Origin of the sequence: Mesorhizobium sp. M9A.F.Ca.ET.002.03.1.2 (assembly GCF_003952365.1) — a bacterium.
Taxonomy (GTDB): Bacteria; Pseudomonadota; Alphaproteobacteria; order Rhizobiales; family Rhizobiaceae; genus Mesorhizobium.
Genome location: NZ_CP034443.1, coordinates 1,500,904 through 1,527,067, shown reverse-complemented (window position 1 = coordinate 1,527,067; position 26,164 = coordinate 1,500,904). Strand labels below are relative to the sequence as shown.

At 63.0% G+C, this 26,164-nt stretch carries 29 protein-coding genes; 13 read left to right on the top strand and 16 right to left on the bottom strand.

Annotation, left to right across the window (positions count from 1 at the left end):
• Positions 1-195 precede the first annotated feature (195 nt).
• From EJ066_RS07680 to msrA, 4 genes are all read left to right on the top strand, one after another.
• Entirely contained in the window at positions 196-1,245 is a 1,050-nt protein-coding gene (locus EJ066_RS07680) for a TadE/TadG family type IV pilus assembly protein (RefSeq protein ID WP_126036416.1), read from the top strand.
• Between the two features lie 385 nt (positions 1,246-1,630).
• The gene (locus EJ066_RS07675; RefSeq protein ID WP_126036414.1) at positions 1,631-2,341 is read left to right on the top strand and encodes a DUF1223 domain-containing protein; all 711 of its coding nucleotides are present in this window, start codon (positions 1,631-1,633) and stop codon (positions 2,339-2,341) included.
• An 85-nt stretch (positions 2,342-2,426) separates the two neighbouring features.
• Positions 2,427-2,705 carry a pentapeptide MXKDX repeat protein gene (locus tag EJ066_RS07670; protein WP_126036412.1) on the top strand — a complete coding sequence of 93 codons (279 nt, stop codon included), beginning with the start codon at positions 2,427-2,429 and terminating at the stop codon, positions 2,703-2,705.
• 170 nt (positions 2,706-2,875) lie between these two features.
• On the top strand, positions 2,876-3,616 hold the full coding sequence (gene msrA, locus EJ066_RS07665; RefSeq protein WP_126036410.1) for a peptide-methionine (S)-S-oxide reductase MsrA: 741 nt from the start codon (positions 2,876-2,878) through the stop codon (positions 3,614-3,616).
• A gap of 34 nt (positions 3,617-3,650) precedes the next feature.
• Here the strand turns inward: msrA and EJ066_RS07660 are convergent, their stop codons facing one another.
• The 7 genes from EJ066_RS07660 to EJ066_RS32345 form a co-directional block, all read right to left on the bottom strand.
• Positions 3,651-4,376 (bottom strand): amino acid ABC transporter ATP-binding protein, encoded by a 726-nt coding sequence (locus EJ066_RS07660; protein WP_095495884.1) that lies wholly within the window; start codon positions 4,374-4,376, stop codon positions 3,651-3,653.
• Positions 4,354-5,013, bottom strand: a complete 660-nt coding sequence (locus tag EJ066_RS07655; protein ID WP_126036408.1) for an amino acid ABC transporter permease — start codon at positions 5,011-5,013, stop codon at positions 4,354-4,356. The genes EJ066_RS07660 and EJ066_RS07655 overlap by 23 nt, the downstream gene beginning before the upstream one ends.
• Positions 5,014-5,023: 10 nt before the next feature.
• On the bottom strand, positions 5,024-5,695 hold the full coding sequence (locus EJ066_RS07650; RefSeq protein WP_126036406.1) for an amino acid ABC transporter permease: 672 nt from the start codon (positions 5,693-5,695) through the stop codon (positions 5,024-5,026).
• Between the two features lie 35 nt (positions 5,696-5,730).
• Positions 5,731-6,501, bottom strand: coding sequence for a transporter substrate-binding domain-containing protein (locus tag EJ066_RS07645; RefSeq protein ID WP_245455188.1), 771 nt, complete (start codon positions 6,499-6,501; stop codon positions 5,731-5,733).
• 251 nt (positions 6,502-6,752) lie between these two features.
• On the bottom strand, positions 6,753-7,757 hold the full coding sequence (locus EJ066_RS07640) for a cytochrome d ubiquinol oxidase subunit II (RefSeq protein ID WP_126036402.1): 1,005 nt from the start codon (positions 7,755-7,757) through the stop codon (positions 6,753-6,755).
• 10 nt (positions 7,758-7,767) lie between these two features.
• Complete coding sequence (locus EJ066_RS07635) at positions 7,768-9,126, bottom strand: cytochrome ubiquinol oxidase subunit I (protein WP_126036400.1); 1,359 nt, start codon at positions 9,124-9,126, stop codon at positions 7,768-7,770.
• Between the two features lie 147 nt (positions 9,127-9,273).
• Complete coding sequence (locus tag EJ066_RS32345) at positions 9,274-9,408, bottom strand: hypothetical protein (protein ID WP_281035455.1); 135 nt, start codon at positions 9,406-9,408, stop codon at positions 9,274-9,276.
• Here EJ066_RS32345 and EJ066_RS07630 point away from each other — a divergent pair.
• Positions 9,395-10,321: an ABC transporter ATP-binding protein gene (locus tag EJ066_RS07630; RefSeq protein WP_126036398.1), complete on the top strand. Its 927-nt coding sequence runs from the start codon at positions 9,395-9,397 to the stop codon at positions 10,319-10,321. The genes EJ066_RS32345 and EJ066_RS07630 overlap by 14 nt on opposite strands.
• Positions 10,318-11,079, top strand: a complete 762-nt coding sequence (locus EJ066_RS07625; protein WP_126036396.1) for an ABC transporter permease — start codon at positions 10,318-10,320, stop codon at positions 11,077-11,079. The genes EJ066_RS07630 and EJ066_RS07625 overlap by 4 nt, the downstream gene beginning before the upstream one ends.
• A 6-nt stretch (positions 11,080-11,085) precedes the next feature.
• Here EJ066_RS07625 and EJ066_RS07620 read toward each other — a convergent pair whose 3' ends face one another.
• Together EJ066_RS07620 and EJ066_RS07615 are read right to left on the bottom strand one after the other, a co-directional pair.
• Positions 11,086-12,123, bottom strand: a complete 1,038-nt coding sequence (locus EJ066_RS07620) for a phosphatidylglycerol lysyltransferase domain-containing protein (protein ID WP_126036394.1) — start codon at positions 12,121-12,123, stop codon at positions 11,086-11,088.
• Between the two features lie 270 nt (positions 12,124-12,393).
• The gene (locus tag EJ066_RS07615; protein WP_126036392.1) at positions 12,394-14,385 is read right to left on the bottom strand and encodes a PhoX family phosphatase; all 1,992 of its coding nucleotides are present in this window, start codon (positions 14,383-14,385) and stop codon (positions 12,394-12,396) included.
• 196 nt (positions 14,386-14,581) lie between these two features.
• Here EJ066_RS07615 and EJ066_RS07610 point away from each other — a divergent pair, with 196 nt between their 5' ends.
• On the top strand, positions 14,582-14,926 hold the full coding sequence (locus tag EJ066_RS07610) for a hypothetical protein (protein WP_245455095.1): 345 nt from the start codon (positions 14,582-14,584) through the stop codon (positions 14,924-14,926).
• 120 nt (positions 14,927-15,046) lie between these two features.
• Positions 15,047-15,739 carry a phosphatase PAP2 family protein gene (locus EJ066_RS07605; protein WP_126036389.1) on the top strand — a complete coding sequence of 231 codons (693 nt, stop codon included), beginning with the start codon at positions 15,047-15,049 and terminating at the stop codon, positions 15,737-15,739.
• A gap of 85 nt (positions 15,740-15,824) precedes the next feature.
• Here the strand turns inward: EJ066_RS07605 and EJ066_RS07600 are convergent, their stop codons facing one another.
• Positions 15,825-16,682 (bottom strand): SMP-30/gluconolactonase/LRE family protein, encoded by an 858-nt coding sequence (locus EJ066_RS07600; RefSeq protein ID WP_126036387.1) that lies wholly within the window; start codon positions 16,680-16,682, stop codon positions 15,825-15,827.
• A 114-nt stretch (positions 16,683-16,796) separates the two neighbouring features.
• Between EJ066_RS07600 and EJ066_RS07595 the strand changes: the two genes are divergently transcribed.
• Entirely contained in the window at positions 16,797-17,603 is an 807-nt protein-coding gene (locus EJ066_RS07595; RefSeq protein WP_245455094.1) for a helix-turn-helix transcriptional regulator, read from the top strand.
• 8 nt (positions 17,604-17,611) lie between these two features.
• Here EJ066_RS07595 and EJ066_RS07590 read toward each other — a convergent pair whose 3' ends face one another.
• From EJ066_RS07590 to EJ066_RS07580, 3 genes are all read right to left on the bottom strand, one after another.
• Entirely contained in the window at positions 17,612-18,418 is an 807-nt protein-coding gene (locus EJ066_RS07590; protein ID WP_126036383.1) for a YiiX/YebB-like N1pC/P60 family cysteine hydrolase, read from the bottom strand.
• A 61-nt stretch (positions 18,419-18,479) separates the two neighbouring features.
• Positions 18,480-19,427 (bottom strand): CHAD domain-containing protein, encoded by a 948-nt coding sequence (locus EJ066_RS07585; protein ID WP_126036381.1) that lies wholly within the window; start codon positions 19,425-19,427, stop codon positions 18,480-18,482.
• Positions 19,424-19,897: a CYTH domain-containing protein gene (locus EJ066_RS07580; RefSeq protein ID WP_126036379.1), complete on the bottom strand. Its 474-nt coding sequence runs from the start codon at positions 19,895-19,897 to the stop codon at positions 19,424-19,426. Before EJ066_RS07580 ends, EJ066_RS07585 begins: the two co-directional genes overlap by 4 nt.
• A 90-nt stretch (positions 19,898-19,987) precedes the next feature.
• Here EJ066_RS07580 and EJ066_RS07575 point away from each other — a divergent pair, with 90 nt between their 5' ends.
• From EJ066_RS07575 to EJ066_RS07560, 4 genes are read left to right on the top strand one after another with little or no spacing between them, the layout of a single operon-like run.
• Positions 19,988-20,671: a CerR family C-terminal domain-containing protein gene (locus tag EJ066_RS07575; RefSeq protein ID WP_126036377.1), complete on the top strand. Its 684-nt coding sequence runs from the start codon at positions 19,988-19,990 to the stop codon at positions 20,669-20,671.
• Entirely contained in the window at positions 20,668-21,621 is a 954-nt protein-coding gene (locus tag EJ066_RS07570; protein ID WP_126036375.1) for an HlyD family efflux transporter periplasmic adaptor subunit, read from the top strand. Before EJ066_RS07575 ends, EJ066_RS07570 begins: the two co-directional genes overlap by 4 nt.
• The gene (locus EJ066_RS07565; protein WP_126036373.1) at positions 21,618-22,538 is read left to right on the top strand and encodes an ABC transporter ATP-binding protein; all 921 of its coding nucleotides are present in this window, start codon (positions 21,618-21,620) and stop codon (positions 22,536-22,538) included. Before EJ066_RS07570 ends, EJ066_RS07565 begins: the two co-directional genes overlap by 4 nt.
• Positions 22,535-23,683 (top strand): ABC transporter permease, encoded by a 1,149-nt coding sequence (locus tag EJ066_RS07560; RefSeq protein WP_348629295.1) that lies wholly within the window; start codon positions 22,535-22,537, stop codon positions 23,681-23,683. The genes EJ066_RS07565 and EJ066_RS07560 overlap by 4 nt, the downstream gene beginning before the upstream one ends.
• Positions 23,684-23,842: 159 nt before the next feature.
• Here the strand turns inward: EJ066_RS07560 and EJ066_RS07555 are convergent, their stop codons facing one another.
• From EJ066_RS07555 to EJ066_RS07545, 3 genes are all read right to left on the bottom strand, one after another.
• Positions 23,843-24,505 carry a glutathione S-transferase family protein gene (locus EJ066_RS07555; RefSeq protein WP_126036371.1) on the bottom strand — a complete coding sequence of 221 codons (663 nt, stop codon included), beginning with the start codon at positions 24,503-24,505 and terminating at the stop codon, positions 23,843-23,845.
• 94 nt (positions 24,506-24,599) lie between these two features.
• Complete coding sequence (locus EJ066_RS07550; protein WP_126036369.1) at positions 24,600-25,577, bottom strand: threonine/serine dehydratase; 978 nt, start codon at positions 25,575-25,577, stop codon at positions 24,600-24,602.
• Between the two features lie 161 nt (positions 25,578-25,738).
• On the bottom strand, positions 25,739-26,062 hold the full coding sequence (locus EJ066_RS07545) for a hypothetical protein (RefSeq protein ID WP_126036366.1): 324 nt from the start codon (positions 26,060-26,062) through the stop codon (positions 25,739-25,741).
• Positions 26,063-26,164: the final 102 nt, after the last annotated feature.

Below are 26,164 nucleotides of genomic sequence, written 5' to 3'. Positions count from 1 at the left end.
CTGTGTTCCGGCGTTGGTGATTGGCGAAAGCCGAAGCGACATCCGATCTCCCTCCATGCGGGGAGATCGGCAGTTTCGCCGACGGCGCCTGCTTGCGGGGGCTCGAACGTCGTTAAACTTTAATCCATCAGATTAGAGCATAATTCGCGCCCTGCGTGATAGGCCGCACCTGTCACCGTTTGGGGGTTTCAAGGAATGTCACTGTCTGGAGGCCATTTCCTCAGTTCCGAGGACGGCTCGCTTGCGCCGATACTCGCCATCATGCTTATCCCGATGTGTGCCGCTCTGGGCATTTCGGTCGACTATAACGCGGCTATCGAGACTAGGGCATCGATGCAGAATGCGCTCGATGCCGCGGCTCTGTCGATCACGACGCTGCCAACCAGCACGTCGTTGGCGGACCGTCAGGTGAAGCTGCAGGAGTCGTTTGCGGCCAATAGCGGGCAAGGCACCGCCAAGCTCGACAGCTTCGTCGTCGCCGCCGACGGCACCGCCAGCATCGATGCCTCAGCCAGGTTTGCCATGCCGACGAACTTCTTGCAGATCGCTCGCATCGACACGGTGAAGATCGGCGTGAAGTCGGCGGCGCGCAAGAGGCCGGCGCTGGTGCAGACCACGTTCAAGGTCGACCTGGTTTCGGGCCATTGGGACAAGACGATGACGCTCTACGGCACGAAGTTCGGCGAAACGGCGGTCAACCCGCTGATGAAGATCACCTATGCGTACAACGATTTCGGTGACCCGAAAGGCTACGGCACGTCGACAGTGTATACGGTCAATGGATCGACGAACACCAAGGTCCAGGAACAAAAATGCACAACCAAGACTGTGAAGAATTTCAACAGCCTGCCTACCGGGGCGATTACACAGGTTAGCGGCAGCAAGAGATACCTGACCACCTGCACCAACACCATGTACCCCGCGAACGGCGCCGGCGCGGTGGTCGACGTCAGCCTGATGGACACGCTGTATTTGCAGATGGACGTGCCATCGGCCCAGCTGACCAGACTCAAGTCGAATGACCCGAACACATCGAACCGGCTGTACATCGACGACGTTGAAGTCGCGAACGGCGAAAAGGTGGACATCTTCACCGCGGTGCCGTGCGGCCAACCCAGCCAGCAGGCCTGGGAAGACGGCGGAAACGCCGTACCGGCTCCGGTGTCCAACGCCGATTTCTTCTATACCGTGACCGGCAGGTGCGATTTCAATCAGCGGCCTTCGGAAACTGTGCTTACACAGTAAGGGCAGGCGCCTGAGCTGCCAACCTCCTCCCTCGTGGGGAGATGGCCGGCAGGCCAGAGGGTGGCATTGTCCCGCCGGCTTTGCCAGGATCCATGATCTCCGCCTCCGATACCCGGAGGCCCTGATTATCTGAGCATCATTCCAGCGTTGCACGACGAAACTCGTGGAGCCGGGGCTCTGTTGGTGCTCTACGACGCCCCCTCTGTCCTGCCGGACATCTCCCCCTCGTGGGGGAGATCGGCTGTCGTGACGGCCTTCGCCAATCTCCAACCTCGCAAAGATAGCCAGCCTTCCGATCACGAAGCGGTGAAGGCTGTAACGAAGCCCGTGGCGGCGGCGAATTGTGGACATGGCCGGCAACCGGCCGCCGCAACGGAGACCCTAGATGACCGGATCGAAAGCAAAACCCGGCAAGGCGTGGCTGGCCGGCGCCGGCGCCGCCCTGATCGCTCTCGCCGCGACCGGTGCTGCCTTGGCCCAGCCGCTCACCGTGGTCGAGCTGTTCACCAGCCAGGGCTGCTCGTCGTGCCCGCCGGCCAACGCCAATCTGATCAAGGTCAAGGACCGGCCTGACGTGCTGGCGCTCTCCTTCAACGTCACCTACTGGGACTATCTCGGCTGGAAGGACACTTTCGGCAGGGAGGAATTCACCCAGCGCCAGGTCCGCTACGAGCCGTCGCTCGGACGTTCGGGTCCGTTCACGCCGCAAGTGGTGGTCAATGGCAATGCCGACGCGGTCGGCGCCCGGCCCGGTGAGATCGAGCAGCTGATTTCGAGCAGCAGCCATGCAAAAGGGCCGTCGCTGTCGCTCGACGGCGGCAAGATCGCCATCGGCGCCGGCGCGGTGCCGGGCGGCAAGGCCGATGTGTGGCTGGTGCGTTACCACCGGGGCGTCGTCGAGGTGCCGGTGGCGCGCGGCGAAAACACCGGCCGCACGCTGCCGCACGCCAATGTCGTGCGCTCGCTGAAAAAACTCGGCAGCTGGACCGGCGACGCCACGACACTGCGGCTGCCCGCCGCGTCCGGCGGTCTGAGCACCGCGGTGCTGGTGCAGGTGCCGGATGGCGGGCCGATCCTGGCCGCCGCCACCAACTAGACTCTCGAGATTTGCGCAACGCCGCATGAGCGGCGCCGCACATGCCGGCCGCATCAGCGCGCCATCAACCCCAGAGGAGACCACCATGACCAACCGCCTAACGCTGCCGGCGCTTGCCTTCGCGCTTTGCTCGACGGCGCTTTTTGCCGGCGGCATCGCCCGCGCCGAGGATGCGATGAAGCCCGCGGACCCGATGGCCACGGATGCCATGAAGCCCGCCGATGCGATGGCCACCGAGGCGATGAAGCCGGCCGACCCGATGGCCGCCGAAAAGGTGAAGGACTGCATGGACAAGGCAGCCATGGAGACCGACGCGATGAAGAAGGACGAGGCGACAAAGGCCTGCGACGCGATGGCCAAGTAGGTCTGGTCCGGCTCCGGCAGTCCCTGTCCAGGCCAAGGACCCTTGTGGCACCGGCGCGGCGGCTCAACCCTGCGCCGGAGCACCGTTCCGGCCTGAGCGGCGCACGGCAATGTGAGACGCTGGCGGACCTATATGTTCTATAGTCACAACACCTTCATGGGAGATCAGACATGACCGGTATACGAGTATCCATTGCAAGGCCGTCGACGAGCTTCGCCAGGGGCGTGCTTGCGGCGCTGATCCTCGCGGCGGCCGGCGCCGCCTTGTGGCAGACGCCGGCGGTCTCGGCCGAGGACGCGGTGGTGATCCCGCCGCCGGCGATGGACGAGAAAGCCGCCGGCGGCACCGCGAAGGCGGTCTTCGCCGGCGGCTGCTTCTGGGGCGTGCAAGGCGTGTTCCAGCACGTCAAGGGCGTGACCAGCGCCGTCTCCGGCTATGCCGGCGGGACCGAGGACACGGCTGTCTACGAGACGGTCGGCACCGGCCGGACCGGGCACGCCGAAGCCGTCGAGATCACCTATGAACCGTCAGAGGTGACCTACGGCCAGCTGCTGCAGGTGTATTTCTCGGTCGCGCACAACCCGACGCAGCTGAACTATCAGGGCCCGGACCGCGGCCCGCAGTACCGTTCGACGATCTTTGCCGAAAGCGACGCCCAGAAGAAGATCGCCGAGAGCTACATCGCCCAACTCGACAAGGCCAAGGTCTTTCCGGAGCCGATCGTGACCACGCTGGAGACCGAAAAACCCTTCTATCGCGCCGAGGACTATCACCAGGATTTCCTGACGCTGAACCCGACCTATCCCTATATCGTCTACAACGACCTGCCCAAGGTCGAGAATCTAAAGACGCTATTCCCCAGCCTTTACAGCGACAAGCCGGTGCTGGTGCTGGCCGCCAACAAGAGCTGATTTTTCGCTGGGCCAGGCGGGCGGCGACGCCCGCCTATTGCACGCCAAGAAACTGCCTGAGCTCCGGCGTCCTGGGGTTGGCGAAGACGTCCTCGGGGGCGCCGATCTCGTGGACGCGGCCCTGATGCATGAAGACGACGCGCGAGCAGACGTCACGGGCGAAGCGCATCTCGTGCGTGACCATCACCAGCGTCATGCCTTCCGCGGCCAGCTCCTTGACGACAGCCAGCACTTCGGCGACGAGTTCGGGATCGAGCGCCGAGGTGATCTCGTCGCATAGGAGCGCGATAGGCTGCATGGCGAGCGCCCGCGCGATCGCCACGCGCTGCTGCTGGCCGCCGGACAGTTCATCCGGCAATGCGTCGAACTTGTGGGCGAGACCGACCCGGTCGAGCATTTTTCGCGCCACCGCTTCGGCGTCCTTTTTCGGCGTCTTCTTCACCACCATCTGCGACAGCATGACATTGCCGCCAGCCGTGAGATGCGGGAACAGGTTGAATTGCTGGAAGATCATGCCGACCTTCAGCCGCAAGGCCTTGAGATGAACCTCGTCGGGCAGGAACTGGGCGCCGGCGACGACGATCGAGCCTTCATCGATGGTCTCCAGCCCGTTGATGCAGCGCAGCAGCGTCGACTTGCCCGAACCGCTCTTGCCGATGATGGCGACGACCTCGCCCGGCGCGACGTCGATGGAAATTCCCTTCAGCACCTCGTTGTCGCCGAAGCGCTTCTTCACCTCAGTGATTGCGATGAGCGACATTGAGCTTCCTTTCCAGGAGCTGGCTCGATTTCGACAGCGGCCAGCACAAAGCAAAGTAGATGAGCGCGACCAGGCCATAGACGGTGAACGGCTGGAACGTCGCGTTGGTGACGATCGAACCGGCCTTCGACAGTTCGACGAAGCCGATGATGGAGGTGAGCGCGGTGCCCTTCACCACCTGCACCGAGAAGCCGACCGTCGGCGGCACCGCCACTTTCAGCGCCTGCGGCAGGATGACGTAACGCATCTGCTGGAGATAACCCATTCCAAGGCTGGCGGACGCTTCCCATTGCCCCTTGGCGATGCTCTCGACGCAGCCGCGCCAGATCTCGGCGAGGAAGGCGGCGGTCCACAGGATGAGGGCGACACAAGCGGCAAGCCAGGCGGGAACGTCGATGCCGAACAGGCCAAGGCCGAAGAAAGCGAGAAAGAGCTGCATCAAGAGCGGCGTGCCCTGGAACAGTTGGATGTAGCCGCGCGACAGAAGCCGCATCCAACGCCGGCCGCCGATGCGCAGGAAAAGCAGCGCCGCGCCGACGACGCCGCCACCGACAAAGGAGACAAGCGAGAGCAGGACGGTCCAGCGCGCGGCCAAGAGCAGGTTGCGCAGGATGTCCCAGAAGCTGAACTCGGTCATGGCGCGTGCCTCATCGCGACGCCTTCCTTGGAAACAGCATCCAGCCCAGGCCGGCCAGCAGCTGGCGCAGGAGGATCGCGAGGGCCAGATAGATCAAGGTGGAGACGATGTAGGTCTCGAAGGCCCTGAAATTGCGCGACTGGATAAAGTTGGCGGCGAAGGTCAGGTCCTCGGCGGCAATCTGCGAAACGACGGCCGACCCCAGCATGACGATGACGATCTGCGACGACAGAGCAGGCCAGATGCGCTGGAGCGCCGGGACCAGAACCACGTACCAGAAGGCCTGGAACGGGGTCATGGCGAGGCTCGCGCCGGCCTCGAACTGGCCGCGTGGCGTGGCCTGGATGCCGGCGCGGATGATCTCGCAGCTGTAGGCGCCGAGGTTCACGATCATGGCGAGGTTGGCGGCGGTCAATTCCGACATCTTGATGCCAAGCGACGGCAGGCCGAAGAAGATGAAGAACAGCTGGATGAGAAAGGGCGTGTTGCGGATCAGCTCGACATAGGTCGCGACGACGGGCTTCAGCCATCTCGGACCGAGCGCGCGCACCCAGGCGCAGGCAATGCCCAATGCCACGCCGAACACCGCGCCGATCAGGCTGAGCTGCATGGTGATGCGGATGCCCTTGAGCAGCACCGGCACATAGTCGATCAGCCAACCGAAATCGAAATGATAGGTCACAGTCTGCTACCCGGCGTGCTGCACGCGACGGGCGCTCACAAATCCGCCGGCAGGTCCACCTTCAGCCATTTTTGCGAAATCGCGTTGAGGGCGCCGTCGGACCTGGCAGCGGCGATAATCCCGTTGATCTTGGCCATCAACGCCGGCTCCTCCTTGTTCATGCCGATGTAGCAGGGCGAGTTCTTGATCAGGAATTTGAGCTCGGGCCGCTTAGGCGGGTTCTTTTCGAGGATGGCGGCGGCGACGACATTCCCGGTCGCGATCACTTCGACCTGGCCCGAAAGGAAAGCGGAGATAGTGCCGTTGTTGTCCTCGTAGCGCTTGATCTCGACGCTCGCGGGCGCGACTTTGGTCAGTTCGAGGTCTTCGATCGCGCCGCGGGTGACGCCAACGGTCTTGCCGGCGAGGTCTTCCGCCTTCGCGACCGCAATGTCGGCCGGAGCGAACACGCCGTTGTAGAAGGGGGCGTAGGCTTCGGAAAAGTCGATGACCTTCTCGCGATCGGGGTTCTTGCCGAGGCTCGATATGACCAGGTCGACCTTGTTGGTCTGAAGATAGGGAATGCGGTTGGCGCTGGTGACCGGGACGATCTCAACCTTGGCGCCCAGCTTTTCGCCAATGAGGTTGGCCATGTCGATGTCGTAGCCCTGCGGCGTCATGTCGGCGCCGACACTGCCGAAGGGTGGGAAATCCTGTGGAACGGCGATGCGGACGGTGCCTCGCGCCCCGATGTCGCTCAGGGCGTCAGCCCGCGCCTGCGGAGACGGAGCCATGGCCATTCCAGCCACGGCGGCGAAGGCCAGCATGCACGCATTGCGACGATTCATCATTTTCCCCTTTGACTGAACAAAACCGATTGGTCGTCAGGGCAAAGCAACAGACATGCCAAACCATCGAAACCATGCTGAATCGAAGCCTTATGGCGCAGCCCGAAAGCCGCCGTAACGACCTTGATGCCGCCCATATGGCAGATGTGCCTAAAATATATGCAGATAATTGATGTGCTGGAATCGCTGTGAGCGAAGCCACAACCCCAGCGCGTTGCAGCGCTTGTCGGTCAGTCGTAGGTCAGATCCGTCGCCTTGCCGCCGAAGACGCGGTAGGCGTAGAACGAATAGAAGATGATGATCGGCAGCACGACCACTGTGCCGGCCAGGATGATGGCGAGGCTTTCGGGTGCGGACGCCGCCTGCCAGATGGTCAGCCTGTCGGGCACCACGAAGGGATAGAACGACCAGGCCAAGCCGGCAAAGCCCAGCGTGAAGATGGCGGCCAGTGTCAGGAACGGCGTCAGCGCATGGCGGTCGTCCGCCGTGGGCAGATGGAATGTTTGCCGCCACAGCCACAGGAACAGCACCGCCGACAGGATCGGCAGCGGCGACAGATAGAGCATGGCGGGCCAGACGAACCATTTGTCGAAAATGCGCGGACTGGCGAGCGGCGTGGCCAGCGAGACGGCGACCATGCCGAGCGCGGTCAGCACCAGCGCCCGGCGCAGCCAGAGCACCGCCTTCCTCTGCAATTCGCCTTCCGTCTTGTAGATGACCCAGGCTGCGCCCATCGCCGCATAGGCGGCGGCAAGGCAGAGTGCCACCAGCGCGCCGAAGGTGATACCGCCGAAGCCGACATCCAGGCCGAGCACATAAATCCCCAGCATGTAGCCCTGCGCCAGCGAGGCGATGACCGAGCCCAGGAAGAAGATACGGTTCCAGCGATGCTTCCTGCCGGCCGGCACCTTGGCACGAAAATCGAAGGCGACGCCGCGCAAGATCAGACCGACAAGGAGCAGGAAGACCGGAATGTAGAGCGCGGTGAGGATGGTGCCGTGTGCCAGCGGGAAGGCGACCAGCAGCAGGCCGACGGCCAGCACCAGCCAGGTCTCGTTGGCGTCCCAGAATGGGCCTATTGCCGCGATCATCGTGTCCTGCTCGGCGTCTTCGGCGACCGCGAACAGGATGCCGATGCCGAGATCGAAGCCGTCGAGGATGACGTAGATCAGGATGGCAAGGCCCATCAGGCCGGCGAAGATGAGGGGGAGCAATGTCGGCCAGGGAAGCGTCATCACCGTTCTCCTACTTCGCCGCCGGCTGCGACAGCGCCGCGTTCATGACGCCCGGCAGCGGCGAGGCATCGCCGTCCTTCGCCGCCTTCAGCGCCAGATGCACCAGCACGCCGAGATAGGCGATCAAGAGCAGCGCGTAGAGGATGAGATAGACCGCAAGCGACAGCGCGACCTGGCTGCCGGCGACCGGGCCGACTGCGTCGGCGGTCTTGAGCACGCCGGTGACCAGCCAGGGCTGGCGGCCGATCTCGGTGGTGTACCAGCCGGCCAGCGTCGCCAGCCAGCCGGACAGCGCCATCGGCACCATCACCAGCGCCAGCGGCTTCGGCAGGCTGTGACGGCGCTTCAAGAAAAAGGCGGCCGACCAGGAGACGACGAGCATAAGAACCCCGACACCAACCATGATGCGAAAACCCCAGAACACCGGAAAGACCGGCGGGTGGTCGCCGGCATAGTCGTTCAGCCCCGGCACGACGCCGCTGGCGCTGTGCCTGAGGATGAGGCTGGCGCCGTCGGGGATGGTGACTTCGAATCTGTTCTCCCTTGCCGCTTCGTCCGGGAGCGCGAAAAGGATCAGCGGCACGTTGGGACCGGTGTTCCAGTTGGCCTCCATGGCGGCGATCTTCTGCGGCTGATGCTCCAGCGTGTTGAGGCCATGCTGGTCACCGGCGAAGATCTGGATGGGGATCAGGATTGCCGCGGTGAAGACACCGGTGCGTAATGCCTTCCACATCGATTCCGAGCGGTCGCCATAGAGATAGCGCAGCGCCGACAGGCCGCCGACCAGGAACGAAACCGTCAAGCCCGAGGCAAGCAGCATGTGGACGAGCCGGTAGGGCATGGACGGGTTGAAGACGATCGCCCACCAGTCGGTGGCGTGCGCTACGCCATCGCGCATCTCGAAGCCGACCGGCGTCTGCATCCACGAATTGAGCGCGATGATCCAGAAGGCGGACAAAGTGGTGCCGCCAGCCACCAGCACGGTTGCCAGCGTGTGGATGCGATTGGAGACGCGGCGAAAGCCGAACAGCATGATTCCAAGGAACGCTGCCTCGAGGAAGAAGGCGGTGAGGACCTCATAGGCGAGCAGTGGGCCGGCGATGTTGCCGACAGTCTCCATGTAACCGGGCCAGTTGGTGCCGAACTGGAAGCTCATGGTGACGCCCGAAACCACGCCCATGGCGAATGACAACGCGAACACCTTCACCCAGGTGAAATAGGCGCGCATCCAGGCGGAATCGCCGGTGGCGTTGTAGCGAAGCTTGAAGAACAGCAGCACCCAGCCAAGCGCGATGGTGATGGCCGGAAACAGGATGTGGAACGAGATGTTCGCGCCGAACTGAATGCGCGACAACATGAGCGGGTCCATGGCGGGCTCCGGCTGCGGTTATATCAAGGAAGATATGCCGGATGCGTCAAACGTCAAAGCGGCGTGGCGTCACGCGAGGCGGAACGCCGCAGGGTCATGGGGATCTTGGGGTCAAAGGATATGGAAATGCAAATTTACATCTTCCGATCAGTCTCTTGCGCCGCCAATGTCCAGAACTGTCAGGAGTGCCATTGACTTCCGGCTGCGCGCACCGACATTCAGCGGACCAAAATCAACAGTTCTTCTTTCAAGCAGCCGTTTTTCAGTCATGCCATCCATCATTTCCATTTCCGGGGTCACCAAGACCTACGCGACCGGTTTCAAGGCGCTGAAGGAGATCAACCTCGATATCGAGCGCGGCGAGATCTTTGCGCTGCTCGGGCCGAACGGCGCCGGCAAGACGACGCTGATCTCGATCGTCTGCGGTATCGTCAACCGCTCGTCGGGCACGGTCACCGTGGACGGCAGCGACATCAGCCGGGATTATCGCACCGCGCGCAGCCTGATCGGGCTGGTGCCGCAGGAACTGACCATCGACGCATTCGAGAGCGTGTGGGCGACGGTCAACTACAGCCGCGGCCTGTTCGGCAAGCCGGCTGACCATGCCTTCGTCGAGAAAGTGCTGCGCGACCTGTCGTTGTGGGACAAGAAGGACGCCAAGGCGATCACGCTGTCCGGCGGCATGAAGCGGCGGCTGATGATCGCCAAGGCGCTGTCGCACGAACCGAGGGTGCTGTTCCTCGACGAGCCGACGGCCGGCGTCGACGTCGAGCTGCGCCAGGATATGTGGGCGATGGTGCGCCGGCTGCGCGAGGATGGCGTCACCATCATTCTGACCACGCACTATATCGAGGAGGCCGAGGCGATGGCCGACCGGGTCGGCGTCATCAATCGCGGCGAGATCGTGTTGGTCGAGGACAAGGCCGAACTGATGCGCACGCTCGGCCGCAAGCGGCTGTTGCTGGAACTGCGGAGCCCGCTCGCCACCATACCCGAGACGTTTTCGCGCTATGCGCTGGAGCTTTCGCCGGACGGTGATCGGCTGACATACACCTATGACAACCAGAGCGAACGGCCGGGCGTCGCCTCGCTGCTCCGCGACATCGAAGCGGCCGGCATCCAGTTCCGCGATATCGACACGCAAAACAGCTCGCTCGAGGAGATCTTCGTCAACCTGGTGAGGAAGGACGCATGAACCTGCGAGCAGTCTGGGCGATCTACAAGATGGAGATGGCGCGCGCCTTTCGGACCGTGCTGCAGAGCATCGTCTCGCCCGTCATCTCGACATCGCTCTATTTCGTCGTCTTCGGCTCGGCCATCGGCTCGCGTATTACCGAGATCGACGGCGTCAGCTACGGCGCCTTCATCGTGCCGGGGCTGATCATGCTGTCGCTGCTGACGCAGTCGATCTCCAATGCGTCCTTCGCCATCTATTTCCCGAAATTCGTCGGCTCGATCTACGAGCTGCTGTCGGCGCCGGTGTCCTATCTGGAGATCATCCTTGCCTATGTCGGGGGTGCGGCGACCAAGTCGATCATACTCGGCCTGATCATCCTGGCGACCGCAGGGTTGTTCGTGCCGCTGACCATCGAGCATCCGGTCTGGATGCTCGCCTTCCTGGTGCTGACGGCGGTGACCTTCAGCCTGTTCGGTTTCATCATCGGCATCTGGGCGAAGAGCTTCGAGCAGCTGCAGCTAGTGCCGCTGTTGATCATCACGCCGCTGACCTTCCTTGGCGGCAGCTTCTATTCGATCGACATGCTGCCCGGCATCTGGCGCACGGTGACGTTGTTCAACCCTGTCCTCTATCTGGTCAGCGGCTTTCGCTGGAGTTTCTACGGCAAGTCCGACGTCTCGATCGGCATCAGCCTCGGCATGACGGTCGTCTTCCTGCTGGCCTGCATAGCGATCGTCGCGTGGATCTTCAGGACCGGCTACCGGTTGCGGAACTAAAAACGTTCAAATTGCCTTGACCAGGCGGAGCAATCCCAGCATCTCGATGGGGGTCCCCTTGCGGAAGGCGACGTAGGTCGGCTCCTCGATGCCGTGGAAGCGGCGCTTGAAGGCAGCCTGCCCCTGCAGGTTGAACTTGCGGCGATTGATCCATGGCGAGTCATAGGCGCGCCGGAAGGTGGCGCGCCAGAAGTCGCTTTCGGTAAATCCGCTGGGTCCGATGTCGACAAGCGGCGACAGGCCGAGCGTGACGATGGAGACGCCTTGCTCGCGGAAGCGGTCGACCGCGAATTTGGTCAAGCCGATCTCGGCATGCGACGTGGCATCGACATGCTTGCGCTTGAACGAGGTGGTGTAGCCGATCACCTTGCCGCCGCTGAACAGGGGATCGAAGTCGAGCAAGGCAACGAGCTCGCCATCCGGGCCATGCAGGACGAAGCGGCGCATATCGACGCCAAAATGATCGTCAAAGGGGCGGTTGAGGAAGGCCATCTCCCATCGTTTGACGATGCGGTCGGCCCGCCAATTCTGCGAGAGCCGCCGGATCTCGTCGGGAAAGATGGTGCGCTTGTCCTCGGCAAAGGAAAACCCTTTCTTCAAGAGCCAGCGCTCGGAGTAGCGCACGGTTTCGTTGCGCTTTCCGGAAAAGTCGTGGGCGGGCAGGAGCAGCCGCGTATCGACACCGAGACGATTGACCCGGTATCCGAGTCCAGCCAGAACGCGCGCCGTCTGCTCGCCGATCTGCACGAACCAGGGGTTGCCGGCACTTTCGACGAAACGCCTGATGTAGCCGGGCCTGTCGGGCGGGCGAACCACCGGATCGCCGAGCGCGAAATGCTGCTTCATCTTGGTGCCGAAGGCGATGTAGCCATCGGCATCGCCGAAATAGGATAGGCTGCGCTGGACGGCGGTCGAATAGGCGAGCGAAAAATCGCCGTGCCGGCGGACCAGCGCCAAGCGCTCGATATGCGTCAGCTCCTGCCGGGGGACCTTGGGCGCGGCGCCTTCGAGCAGGCGATCGAAATGGATGCGCAAGGAGGGCATGATCGAGATTCCGCGTGCCGCGCTTCGGTATTAAGAATACCCGCCAGCCCGCGGGCTCCGAATCAATCGCTTTGGGCGGTCTGATTGTCGATCATATCGCGCATGTGCCCAACAGAACGCAACCGGCGCGGTGAACACCGATGAATTGGCGGCAGCGATACTTGAGCGGGAGCATAAAACCTGACAATTGGGCATAAAAAAGGAGGGGCTTCGGTCGAGCCGAACCCCTCCTTCACGATTATCGGCGTGCGCCTTAGAGCGACATGGACTCTAGACCGCGATCTTGCCGCCGCCCTGTTTGGTGATGGCGACGACCGACGGCCGCACCGGCATATCGGGTTTGAAGTCGGGCCAGCGGGTCGACAAGTCCTCATAATAGGAGGGACGGCCAAAAGCCTCCCAGTCTTCGCCGCCGTCGGCCGGATGCTGGACGGCGACGAAGGCGGTCTGGTCGTCCGGCGCGAACAGCGGACCGCACATTTCGGCGCCGATCGGTACGCGGAAGAACAGCTTCGAGGTGGCTCGCGCCGGTCCTTCCGTATCGACCGCCCACAGGCCGTCGGTGCGGCCGGTGGCTTTCGGACCCTGGCCGTCGGTGGCGACCCAGAGACGGCCGGCCGAATCGACGGCGCAATTGTCCGGCATGCCGAACCAGCCGTTGGCGCTGGTTGCCGTCGAGAAGGTGGCGCCGACCTCAGCCACCGAAGGATCGCCGCATTTCAGGAGCACTTCCCACTTGCCCTTGGTGGCGGTGAAATCGCCACCGTCCTCAACGATCTCGATGATGTGGCCGAAGGCGTTTTCGGCGCGCGGGTTGGCGGCGTCGACCTGGTCGGCCTTGCGCTTCGAATTGTTGGTCAGCATGACATAGACCTTGCCATTGGCGGCATTGGGCTGGATGTCCTCGGGGCGGTCCATCTTGGTGGCGCCAAGCAGATCGGCGGCACGGCGCGTTTCGATCAACACGTCGGCTTGGCTGGCAAAGCCGTTTTCGGCGGTCAACGGGCCCTGGCCGTGAGCCAGCGGTAGCCATTCAAGCGTACCGTCCTCGGCGAATTTGGCGACGTAGAGCGTGCCGTCGTCGAGAAGATCCATGTTGGCGGTGCGATCATCGGGGTTGAACGTGCCTGTAGTGACGAACTTGTAGACATAGTCGAAGCGCTCGTCGTCGCCGAGATAGAAGACGACCCGGCCATCCCCGGCGACGATCGATTCGGCGCCCTCGTGCTTGAAGCGGCCCATAGCGGTGCGCTTCTTTGGCATCGAGGTCGGATCGTCGACGTCGACCTCGACGATCCAGCCGAAGCGGTTGGGCTCGTTCGGTTCTTTGCCGATGTCGAAACGGTCGTAATGCGCCGCCCATTCATAGGAGCCTTCAGGAATGCCCAGGCGCTTGTTATTGGCCGCTTCCTTGTGGCCTTCCGGCAGCTCGCCCGAGAAATAGCCATGGATGTTTTCCTCGGCCATGACATAGGTGCCCCACGGCGTGACGCCGCCGGCGCAATTATTGACGGTGCCGATGACTTTCGTCCCTGTCGGGTCCGCACTGGTCTTGACGCGGTCGTGGCCGGCGACCGGGCCGGACAGCGCCATCTCGGTATTGGAGGTGATGCGGCGGTTGAGCTTGCCGTCGCGCACCACTTGCCATTTGCCTGATACCTTGCGGATCTCGACGATGGTGCCGCCATGCGCGGCCATCTCGACATCGACCTGTTCCTTGCTCAGCGGCGCCTGCTTGGCCTCGCCCTCGACGATGGTGACGAGGCCCGGGAACATCAGATGCGGGTTGGTGTATTCGTGGTTGACCACCAGCAGGCCATGCTCGGCCGATCCGTCGAGCGGAATATAGCCGACATAGTCGTTGTTGTAGCCGAATTGTTTGGCCTGGGCGTCCGACGACTGTTTTGTCGGATCGAATTCCGGCGAATCGGCAAACAGCGGATCGCCCCAGCGCAACAGCACGTCGGCGTCGTACCCGGCGGCGACATGGTGCTTGTCATCGATGCCCGCCTCGACCTCGTCGAAGGTGAAGGCCGAGCCGCCGCCGGCGCGGGCATCGTCGGCGAGGATCAGCGCGAGCGGGCTGACGGTAACGGCGATGGCGGTTGCCGCGAGCGATCCCTGCAGGAAGCCACGGCGCGAGAAACGCGCGGCGATGATCTCACCCATCGTGCGGTTGTCGGTACGATTGGCTCCTGGCCCATCGTTTTCCTCAAGCAGGCTGGTGCGGAAATGGGCGTTTGGGGAAAGATGTCCGGTCATGGGCTTGCCTCTGGCTTCTTCGGGATGGCTGGAGCGTGCTGCCTATCCGACCGCGTATCGCCAGCAGATCACAGTTTGATGACGTTGCCGGCCAATTTCCACCTCCGATTCGTGTCCTTGATCAGCCCGCTTGACCGCGACCGACGCTTCGGAAACAAGATCTGCGGCAGGCGCGGCAAAGGCCGCATCAGGAGGGGTGAAAAGTGAGTTTCTGGGGACTGTGCAGCTCGGCATTTCGACAGTGATCTTCCTGCTGGCGGCGACGGCGGCGAAGCAATGGGGACTGGCGCCAAGCTTCGGCAAGATCGCGCTCACGCTGGTGCTCTATTCGCTGGGCAATCTGGTCATGCTGAGGCTGATCCGGGAATTCGGCATGTCGGTGTCGTTCAGCCTGTCGGCGGTGATTCAGCTGGTGTCGGTGAACGCGGTGGCACTGGCTTTCTTCGGCGAGCGCGTCAACGCCTTGCAGGCGACCGGCATTGTGCTCGCTGTCGCGGCAGTAGCGCTGATCACGCTCGGTCCCTATCTGCAAAGACTGTAGTTGCGCATGATCCCAAGATCGAAATCGATTTTCTTGGGGTCATGGCACAAGAATCAAAGCGCTACAGCGTCCTTTTGCATGTCCAAAAAGGATGCGCGGCGTTAGGGGACGATCGGCTCGATGAAGAACCCGCTGCTCAACTGGATCGAATTCCCGGTGTTGCTGGCCGGGCTGGTCATTGCCGGCGGGTTGTGGGGGTTCGAGGAGCTGATGGAGGCGGCGCTAGCCACCACCCCGCACGCCTTCGATACCGAAATCCTGCTCGCCTTCCGCGAAGCCGGCCAGCCCGACAATCCGGTCGGCCCGGCGTGGCTGGAAGGGGCGATGCGCGACATCACCAGTCTCGGCAGCGTCAGCGTGCTCGGGCTAATCACAGTGGCAGTGACCGTCTATCTGCTCCTGATCCGCAGGCAGGGAACAGCGCTTCTCATCTTCGTGGCGGTGGCGGGTGGTCAGGCTCTGTCGAGCCTGCTGAAAGCCGGTATCGACCGGCCGCGCCCGGAGCTCGTCTCGCATCTCGCCGACGTGGCGTCGCTCTCCTTCCCGAGCGGCCATGCCATGCTGTCGGCGGTGACCTATCTCACGCTGGGCAGCATGGCGGCGCGCTTCCTGCCTGGGCGGACGACGAAGATCTATGTGCTGGCACTTGCCGTGCTTACGACAGTGCTGGTCGGCATCAGCCGCATCTATCTCGGCGTTCATTGGCCGTCCGACGTGCTGGCCGGGTGGTGCGCCGGCTTCGCCTGGGCGATGCTGTGCTGGCTCGCCGCACGGACGCTACAGCGACGGCGCGGGCAGGGAGATGACGCCTGAACCGACGGGAGAGCTTCGGCTCAGAACAGCGATCCGTCCGCGATCTGATCGCCGGCCGTGGGGCAGGCTAGCGATCAGGCATTTCTCAGTCGAGCGTCAGCGCCGCCACCTCGCCCTCGCTCATCAACGGCACGAAGATCCTTTCGCCGTCGGTGCCGATGTCGGCGCTGCCCGGCTTGAGATGCGCAACCACCTCGGGCGTGCCGCCGTCCTTGTAGCGATAGAGCGTGCCGGTCATGTAGGCGGTGGCGTAGATGCTGTCGCCGTTGGCGATGACGCCGTCGAGGTCGGCAAATTTTTGCGCGCCGGGCAGCGGCGTGACCGCCTTCGTGGCGAGATCGACTGCAAGCAGGCCGCCCGGCTCGGCGGTGCTGAAGTCTGATTTGATGCCCTTGCCCCAGGACGCGACGATCAACCGGCCGCCATCGGCGAAAATGCCATTGGGCGAAGCAAGTGTCGCATCTCTGACGAACAGTTCCGGCTTGTCGCCATCGATGCGGTAGATCGCATCGGCCAGCATGTCGGTGACATAGACTTTGCCGGAAGCGTCTGCGGTCACGTCGTTGAGGAAGACGGCATTCGGTACGTCGATGGTCGAGACGAGCTTGCCGCTGGCGAGATCGACGACGCGGATTTTCGTGATGTCTGCGACATAAAGCTTGCCGCCGGAGATCGCCATGCCTTTGGGCGCATCCATACGCCCGGTCCAGTGCCGGGTGATCGTCTTGCCATCCGGGGACAGCACCGACAAATAGCCGTTGCCGTCGGCCTCGAGAGGATTGCCGATGATGTTGGAGACGATGATGCGGTTGTTGGCTGCGTCGAAGAGCGCCGATTCAGGCTGTTCGAGACCGGAGGCGCGCCAGATTTCGCCGGCCTGGGCAGCGGGCAGCGACACGGCACCGACGATGGCGAGGAATGTCGAGGTGATGAAAGTCTTCATGGCTATAGTCTCCTGCGTGGTGGCGAAGAGCTAGGCAATTCGATACTTTTCTGGAAGGTCGATTGCATCTAGTATCGAATATCGATACCAAATCGCGCGAACGAGGTGCATCCCATGAACGGCCTGATCTTCGAGGCGCTGAAGCGGACGCTGAAGGCCAAAGGCGTCAGCTATCGTGTGCTTGCCGAGCGCATGGGCGTTTCCGAGCCGACGGTGAAGCGTATGTTTCACGAACGCAACTGCAAACTCGACCGGCTGATGGAGATCTGCACCGCTGCCGGCGTCGAGCTGGAAAACGTGCTCGGCTCGATGAACAGGGGGCCTGGCCCCGTCAATCACATCGCGCCGGAGATCGAACGCAAGCTCGCCGGTCGGCCGGCGCTGCTCTTCATCTTCGTCATGCTTTCCGAAAAATTCACGCCCGAAGGCATCATGCGCTCACAAGGGTTGAGCGAGGCTTCGATGTTCCTCTATCTGCGTGACCTGGAGGAACTGGGCCTAGTCGCGCTCGGCCGTGGCCTGTCGGCCCGGCTACTGGTCGAGACGCCCATCCAGTGGAATTTCGAAGGGCCGCTCAGGCCGCTTTTCGAGATGACCAACAAGAATTTCGTCGGCTGGGCGATCACGCATCTGGAGCGTGAGGCGACGTTCGTCAGCTTCTCCAGGCGGATGCGGCCGGAGACGGCGGAAATGGTGAGGCGCGAGGCGGAGGAACTGGCGGACCGCGCCAAGCTGCTTGCCCATCACGACCAGCACACGACGCCCGAAGACGGGCTGGTCGGTTACAAATGGACTTTTGCTTTTGGTGCAACGCCGTTCCCAGTGATCATGCCGATCGGGCCGCATCCACGCGATGCCGGCGCGCAAGCGAATGACCGGTCCGCTGCCGCCGCGAAGGGACGACACCCGCTGCTAGCATAGACGAGCTACTATTCGGTGACCTTGGTCTCCGCACCGGCAGCCTTGTCGCCCCAAATCATCTGCCGGTAGTCGAACCCGTATTCCAGCGTCGGCTTGACGATGCGGAAGTAGGGCGACAGGTCGAAATCGCGCGGCGTGTAGAGCGAGTGGTGGCGGATGTGCAGGATTTCCTTGCGCGAATAGTTCGACTGGGCCGAGGCGCGGCCGGGCGCCTGGGTGATCTCGGGCAGGATGGGATAGCGGATCTGGCCATAGGCCTCGGCAATCAGTGACGAGCAGATGGCCCGTGTCGGATCGCCGGAGCCGAAAGCCAGCATGCGGCGGCGCCAGCGCACCGGTACCGGCGGCGTTGGCAAGAAATAACGCAGCATGTCGAAGATGTTCTTGAGGTCGTATCTGAGGCCAAGCTTGCCGATCATGAAGGCAACGACCTTGTCGCGATCTTCCGGCGCCAGGCCGCTCGCCCGGCAGATGCGCGTGTTGTAGGTGCGGTAGCGCGACAGCGGCACAGCGATGCAGCCCTCGCCAAGCGTGACCTCGATCAGGCGCCGTCGTTCCGATCCGTCCGCCGGTTCGGGCAAGGCATCGCCGACATAGAAGGCCGCATGCGACCAGGTCGACTGGGTCAGGTATTTGATCGCCGCCGAGATCTTCTGGTTGCCCTCGATGAGCAGGATGTCGCCGGGCTCGAGCGTTCGGCGCAGCGTTTCGGCATCGGACGGCGTGTAAGGCTCGTAGCCGGACGATTCCTCCTGCAGCCGGCCGGCAAGCCAGCGCCCAAGTCGGTCCAGAAGCGTGTCACCGGTCTCGATCATGCCAGACGGCGATTACCACAAGCCGGCGGTCTAGACCATGATCCCGAACCGGAGGAACGCGTCAGCCAGCGGTGCCGGGCGCGCTGGCGTCTTCGCACGGCGCGGCGGCCAGATCGTCGCGCGCCTTGCGCGCAAGTTTCCTTGTCGAGCGCTTGGGGCTGTCGCCGAACAGATCAGCTGCCGCGGCGAGACAGGCCTTTTTCAGGCTTTTCTCCGAACGTTTCAAAAGCTTGCCCAGGAGCCGCGTTTCTTGAGGAGAGCCGAGCGGCCGGTCGTCGGCATCGAGAAGTGCACGCATGACGAACACATCATGCAGTTCGCCCAGTTTTTCGCCGAGTTCGTCAACCGCCTTGCGCCGCGCCTTGATCGGCGTCGGCCATAGCCTTCCGAGCAGCGACAGGTGCATGCCGTGGGTCTTTGCCGCCTTACGCAGATCGTGGAAATCGTCGGCCTCGCCGCGGGAGCCGGCCTTGTCCAGCGCCTTTTTGGCACGACGCAAGGTGATGCGGGCGCCTTCGGCAAGCACATCGGCGGCCTGTTCGGGCTGGTCGGGCAAGGCCAACCTGTCGGTCCGGCTGATGCCCTCCTCGCAAGCGGCGATCGCGGCGTTTATCGCAGCGTCGAGGCCGGCACCGCTATGCAATTCGTGCTGGCGCGCGACGACCGTCTCGCGAACGGCATCGAGACCGCCGCCGGCGCTCTGTTCGGGAAAGCTTGCCGCCAGCCGGTCGATTGTTTCAACCAGCGCAGTCGCCTCGCGCGGACCGGCAAGCAGAGCCGCCACCTGTCGGTAGCACTGGTTTTCGGTCACGCAGAATGTTTCGTCTCCGGAACGGACCAGGCGCAGCAGGGCGCGGACGTTCTTCAGCCGCTTACGGCACTTGTGCAGCCCTTGTTCCGGCCTGTCGCGCGCCGCGTCCAGATGAACAAGCGCCTTGCCGATCTCCTCGGCGAGAATGCGCCTGACTTCCCCGGTCAACGGCAGGCGTGGATCGATGCGATAGCTCATGCGGCGATCTCCGGAATCCCCCCAAGGGCGAGCGACGCGTTGTAGAATCTCTGCTCGCCGGTGACTTCGCGGCCGAGCCAATCTGGCAGCAGTTCGTCCGGCACGTCCTCGGACGTCTCGAGCTCGGCGACCACCAGACCGCTAAGCATCCCGCCGAAAACATCGACTTCATAGAGATAGCCGCGATGCCTAACATGGTGGCGTGTCTTCTCGATGACACGCCCGATCGCGAAGGCCAGCATCTCTTGCGCCTCCGCCAGAGGGATCGGATATTCGAATTCGTCGCGTTCGCGGGGTCCGCTGCCGAATTTGAGCGTCAGCTTGGCCAAGGCGCCGTCGCTGATGCGCACGCGCACCGAGCGGCCGGGCGCGGCAGCGAGATAGAACTGGCGAATGCGGATGTCCGCCTCGACCAGATCCCGCCACTCATTGCCGGAGACCAGGAACTTGCGCTCTATTTCCTTGACCATGGCCAGCACTAAAGCGCGTGCGGCTGGAGATGGCAAGGTGGAGATAGGCTAGGGTTGACGTTAATCATTCGATTGATTAAATTGCTCACCATGAGCAAGTCAACAAACGCCAAAATTCCGCGTCGCGAGGTATCTCCCGCCGACAAGACGCGCGCGGCACTTGTCCGCGCGGCGCTGAAGCTGTTCGGACGGCAAGGGTTCGACGGCACCTCGACGCGCGAGATCGCGGCTGAGGCCAAGGCCAATATCGGCTCGATTGCCTATCACTTCGGCAGCAAGGAAGGACTTCGCGCTGCAGCGGCCGATTATATCGTCGACACCATCCAGACCATTGCCGGCCAGGCGATCGGCAATCTGCAGGCGCCAAGCGACCCCGAAGCGGCGCGGGCACAACTCTTCACCGCGCTGGAGCGGATGGTGATGTTTGTCGTGGCAAGGCCGGAGGCCGGCGAGATCGTGCAATTCGTCCTGCGCGAGCTTTCGCATCCTACGGCGGCCCTCGACCGCATCTATGACGGCGTGTTCGAGCCAACGCATCGCCGGCTCTGCCTGATCTGGGAACAGGCTACGGGCGAAGCGGCAGAAAGCGAGGCTACCCGGCTCACCGTGTTCACGCTGATCGGCCAGGTCATCTATTTCCGCATCGGCCGCGAAGCGGTGATGCGCCGCATGGGCTGGCGCGGGATCGGCAATGACGAGGCCGCCAAGGTGGTGACTGTGGTGACGGATAACCTTGGGGCCATATTGGCCGCCCGGAAGGATCGTAGATCATGAGTTTTCTTTGCTCCCTACCGCTCGCCGCCCTGCTTTTCAGCGCCTGCGCACCGGCGGCGCCGCTCGCCGTCGGCTATGTCGAGGGCGACTATGTGCTGCTCGCGCCGATCGAGGTGGCGCAGGTCGAGACGGTCGCGGTCAAGCGCGGCGACCGCGTCGAACCAGGCACGCCGGTGGTGACGCTGGAAAGCGCCGACGCAAGAATAGCTGTCGCGCAAGCCGAGGCGGCCCTTGCCCAGGCGCAGGCGCAACTCGCCGATCTGCAGGTCGGCAAGCGGCCGGAAGAGATCGAGGTGCTCAAGGCGCAGGTCGACATGGCCAAGGCGCAGGCCGCCGATGCCAAACGCAGATACAGCCGCGCCAGCGACCTGTTCAAACGGGGCACCGGCACGCAGGCCGATTACGACACGGCTTCCGCCACGCTGGAAACGGCCAACGCGCAGGTCGGCCAGGCGGAGGCCAATCTCGCCGTCGGCGGCCTGCCGGCACGGCCGGAGACGATCAAGGCCGCCGAGAATCAGGTCAATCAAGCGCAATCGGCGCTGGAGCAAGCGCGATGGCGGCTGTCGAAGCGCGTACTGGCGGCGCCGTCGCCCGGCCGTGTCAACGACGTGATCCGCAATCCGGGCGACACGGCCGGCCCGACCGCGCCGGTCATTTCGATGTTGCCGGACGGTGCCATGAAGCTCAGCGTCTATGTGCCGGAAAATGCGTTCTCGTCGATAAGGGTCGGAGCGCTGCTTAATGTCCGTTGCGACGGCTGCGGACCTGACGTGAAGGCACGGGTCAGCTACGTGTCGCCGGACCCGGAATTCACGCCGCCGGTGATTTACTCGCTCGAGACCCGGCAGAAGCTGGTCTATCTCGTCGAGGCGCGGCCGGAAGGCGAGGCCAGCGTGCTGCAGCCGGGGCAGATCGTCGATGTCGATCTTGCGGATACCAGCAAATGAACGCCATCGATGTCCATGGCCTGGTCAAGCGCTTTGGCGACAAGACCGTCGTCGACCATGTGACGATGACGGTGGCCGAAGGCGAGATCGTCGGCTTCCTCGGCCCGAACGGTTCGGGCAAGACGACGACCATCCGCATCATGTGTGGCCTGCTGACGCCGGATGAGGGCGAGGGCACGGTGCTCGGCTTCAACATCCGCACCGACAGTTTGAAGATCAAGCGCGAAGTCGGCTACATGACGCAGAAGTTCTCGTTCTACGAGGATCTGACCATCGCCGAGAATCTCGAATTCGTGGCGCGGCTCTACGGGTTGAAGCCGCTCGACGGACACGTCGGCAGGACGCTGGAGGAGCTCGGCCTCGCCTCGCGCAAGGACCAGCTGGCCGGCACGCTGTCCGGCGGATGGAAGCAGCGGCTGGCGCTGGCCGCCTGCATCATGCACCAGCCGAAATTGCTGCTGCTCGATGAGCCGACGGCGGGCGTCGATCCGAAGGCGCGGCGCGAATTCTGGGATGAGATCCATCGGCTGGCCAGCGGCGGACTGACCGTGCTGGTCTCCACCCATTACATGGACGAGGCCGAGCGCTGCCACCGCATCAGCTATATCTCCTATGGCAAGCTGCTGGCCACCGGCACGGTCGACGAGGTGGTCAGGAATGCCGGTCTGACGACATTCGTCGTGCAAGGCCCGCGCCTCGATAAGGTTGCGGCCGCGCTCGAAGGCCGCCCCGGCGTCGACCAGGTAGCGCCGTTCGGCGCCACTCTGCATGTCGTCGGCTCCGACAAGGAGGCGCTTCAGGCCGCGCTTGCCGATGTTGAAAAACAGCACAAGAGCGTGACGGTGACGCCGGGCGAGACCAGTCTGGAGGATGTGTTCATCCAGTTCATGTCCGGCTCGAAGGACAACATGGGATGAAAAACGGGATAAACAGCGTCTTCTCCTTCGCTCGGCTCGGCGCGCTGCTGATCAAGGAGTTCATCCAGATGCGGCGCGACCGCATCACCTTCGCCATGATGCTGGGCGTGCCGCTGATGCAGCTGGTGCTGTTCGGATTTGCCATCAACAGCGATCCCAAGAGCCTGCCGACAGCGCTCGTGGCGATGAGCAACGACCAGTATACGCGCGCCATGGCCTCCGCCCTGCAGATGACAGGCTACTACCGTTTCGACCATGTGGCGCAGAGCGCCGCCGAGGCCGAAGCGCTGATGGCCAAGGGCGCCGTCTCTTTCGTCGTCACCATCCCCGCCGACTTCGCCCGACGGGTCGAGCGCGGCGACAGCCCGCAAATCCTGATCGAGGCCGATGCAACCGATCCATCGGCGGCGAGCGGCGCCGTTTCGACACTGAGCAAGGTGGCGAGCCAGGCACTGCTGCGTGCGCAGGGCATGCAAGCGACCGCCGCTGAAAACGCCAAGGAGCAGCTGCAGGTGGTGGTGCACCAGCGTTACAATCCGGAAGGCATCTCGCAATACAACATCGTGCCCGGCCTGCTCGGCGTCATCTTGCAGATGACCATGGTGATGATGACGGCAATAGCGCTTACCCGTGAAACCGAACGCGGCACGATGGAGAATCTTCTGGCGATGCCGTCCAGCCCAGCCGAAATCATGTTGGGCAAGGTGCTGCCTTTCCTTGTCGTCGGCGCGGTGCAAGTCGCGGTGGTGCTGGTGGCGGCGAAGCTGCTGTTCAGCATTCCGTTCGTCGGCTCCCTGACGCTTCTTCTGTCGACCGTGCTTGTTTTCGTGCTTTCGCTGGTGCTGCTCGGCTACACGATCTCGACCATGGCGCGTTCGCAAATGCAGGCGATGCAGCTTACGTTTTTCTTCTTCCTGCCATCGTTGCTGCTGTCCGGCTTTATGTTTCCCTATCGCGGCATGCCGGGCTGGGCACAGGTCCTGGGCGAGATTTTCCCGCTGACGCATTTCCTGCGCATTACCCGGGCAGTGATGCTGAAAGGCGCCGACTTCAGTGCGATAGGGGCCGAGGTTGGCTGGCTGCTGTTGTTCGTGGTGGTATTTGCGGGCACGGCACTGCTGCGGTTCCGACGGACGCTGGACTAGGATCAAAAAATCAAACAGCTAGCGCAGATGGGCGGATGTCCAACGCGAACGCGCGGAACAGCGGCTTGTGGACGAAGCGGACATCGCCATTGGCGCGACTTCCGCGTGGCAGGTCGTGCTTGCGGTATCCGCGACAGGCAGATCCAATGTTTCGCATGATCATTCGGATCGAGATTCATGCGGGCTTCCCGGGACCGGCGGCAATTCAGGCGCATCCAGTCCTTTGAAGGGATCGCGCCAGGCGTCGATTTCTTCAAGCTGGCGATACCAGCGACTGACGGAAGGATAATCTTCGAGCGGCAATCTGGCGACATCGTTGAAGGGCAGAAACGTCGCCATTCGAAAGTCGGCATAGGAAACCGAATTTTCAACCAGCCATTCTCGCTCGGAAAGCGCGGCCTCAAGTGTTGCAGCGGCAGTGCGGAAGTCTCTCAGCCCCTCCTCAACGCGGTCCTGATCAATCGGGCCGAGCCCATACCGCTGTTTGGTCCCGCGTTCGAAATGCACGACGTCGCAAGCTCTTGCGAAGTTCTCTTTGCCCCAACTGAGCCATCGGATCATCTCGGGTTCGTCCTCGCCGGTGCGCCAGAGATCCGAATGCGCGTCGCGCGAAAGCCGGCACGCTATGGCGTCGGCCTCCCAGAGGCTCTTTCCCGAGCCTACAAGTATGGGCAATGAAAGATTTGGATTTAGCGGGCGAAATCGCTCAGCCTGCCCCGAAGCGAAGGGGGAGGCGAATTCAAACTCGACCTTCGCGTTGAGATAACGCGCCACCGCGACCGCGAGGCGAGGATTGGGATTACGGCTGAAGAACAGTTTCATTCCATGTCAGCCTTTGAATGGTACCGGTGTCGACTGGGCGCTGGGCGCGCTTTGACACTTTTGAATCGGCGCGTGACCCGGAACTGATCGCCACCTAAGCCGCCGCCATGATCGCGGCATAGGTGTTGAAATCGACATTGCCGCCGGAGAGCACCACGGCGACGCACTTGCCTGATAGCTCGATCTCGCCTGATGACAGCGCAGCCAGCCCGACGCAGCCGCCGGGCTCGACCACCAGCTTGAGATGGGCCATGGCGTCGCGCATCGCCTGTGCCGCGGCGCTGTCGGAGACGGCAATGCCGCCGGCGAGGTTCCGGCGGTTGATCTCGAAGGTGATCGCGCCCGGTTCGGCGGTGAGGAGCGCGTCGCAGATCGAAGTGTGGCCGGGTTCGATCGAAACCCGGGTGCCGTTGGCCAGGGAACGACAAGTGTCGTCGAAATGCTCGGGTTCCACCGCCCAGACGGCCGTGCCTGGCGAGGCATCCTTGACGGCGATGGAAATGCCGCTGCTCAAGCCGCCGCCGCCGCAGGGGATGACGACCGCATCGAGCGTCGCGCCGAGCGCTTTCGCCTGCACCATCAGTTCGAGGCCGATCGTGCCCTGGCCGGCGATGATGGCCGGATCGTCGAAAGGCGGAACCAGAACCATGCCCCTTTCGATGTAAGGGCGAACGACCGTCATGCGGTCATCGCGGAAACGGTCGAACGGAACCACTTCCGCTCCCATTTTCCTGACATTGCCTACCTTCATCGCCGGCGCGTCAGTCGGCATGGCGATGACCGCCTTGACGCCGAACATCGCCGCCGACGCGGCGACACCTTGCGCATGGTTGCCCGACGAAAAGGCGACGACACCGCGGCTGCGCTCCTCGGCGCTGAGCGAAGACAGCTTGTTGTAGGCGCCGCGGAACTTGAACGAGCCGGTGCGCTGCAGCGTTTCCGGCTTGAACAGGATCCTGGCGCCGAAGCGCTTGTTCAACTCCGGCGATTCGATCAGCGGCGTTTCGACGATCAGGCCGGAAAGCCGCGTTGCAGCGTGGCGGATATCGGCGATGCCGGGAGGCGTGGTCATGGCGAGGCCCTGCAGAAATGAGATCGCCCATGGTGCACGGAAAATCGGGCCGCGCACCACTGGAAAAATGTGACCGTTACAAATTCGCCTTTTGAGCAGGAGACGGGCGTGCCTGTCACCTGCCCGTCCCGGGCCGGGGCCTGCTGCCTGCGGCCAGCCGTTCAGCCGAGCAATGTCCGTTGCCGTTTGGCGCCGCCCATCTTGCGCCAGGTGTTGAAGCGATGGGTGGCGGCGGCGAAGGAAATCTTCATCTGCTGGGCAACCGAATAGCGCGATTTGCCCTCGTCGAACATACGGTAGCAGCATTCGACGCCCTCCTGCGTCAGCTTGCCGTCGGGGGCCTTATTGTGCGGATTGGCCGGATCGAATTTCTCGACCTGCTGCTCGACCAGGCCTTTGAGGCGCTGCAGATCGGCCTCGATGCTGGCGATGAGGTCGAGAACGGGCTTCGGGTCAAATGCATGTGTGGGCTGTTTTGCCGGCATTTACGGATTCCTTTCTCTTCACTTAGGTTCAGTTATATAGGCGAACATTCACCAATAATGAAGAGTGGAAGGAGGATTCCCGGAGCCAATAAATTTCGACGT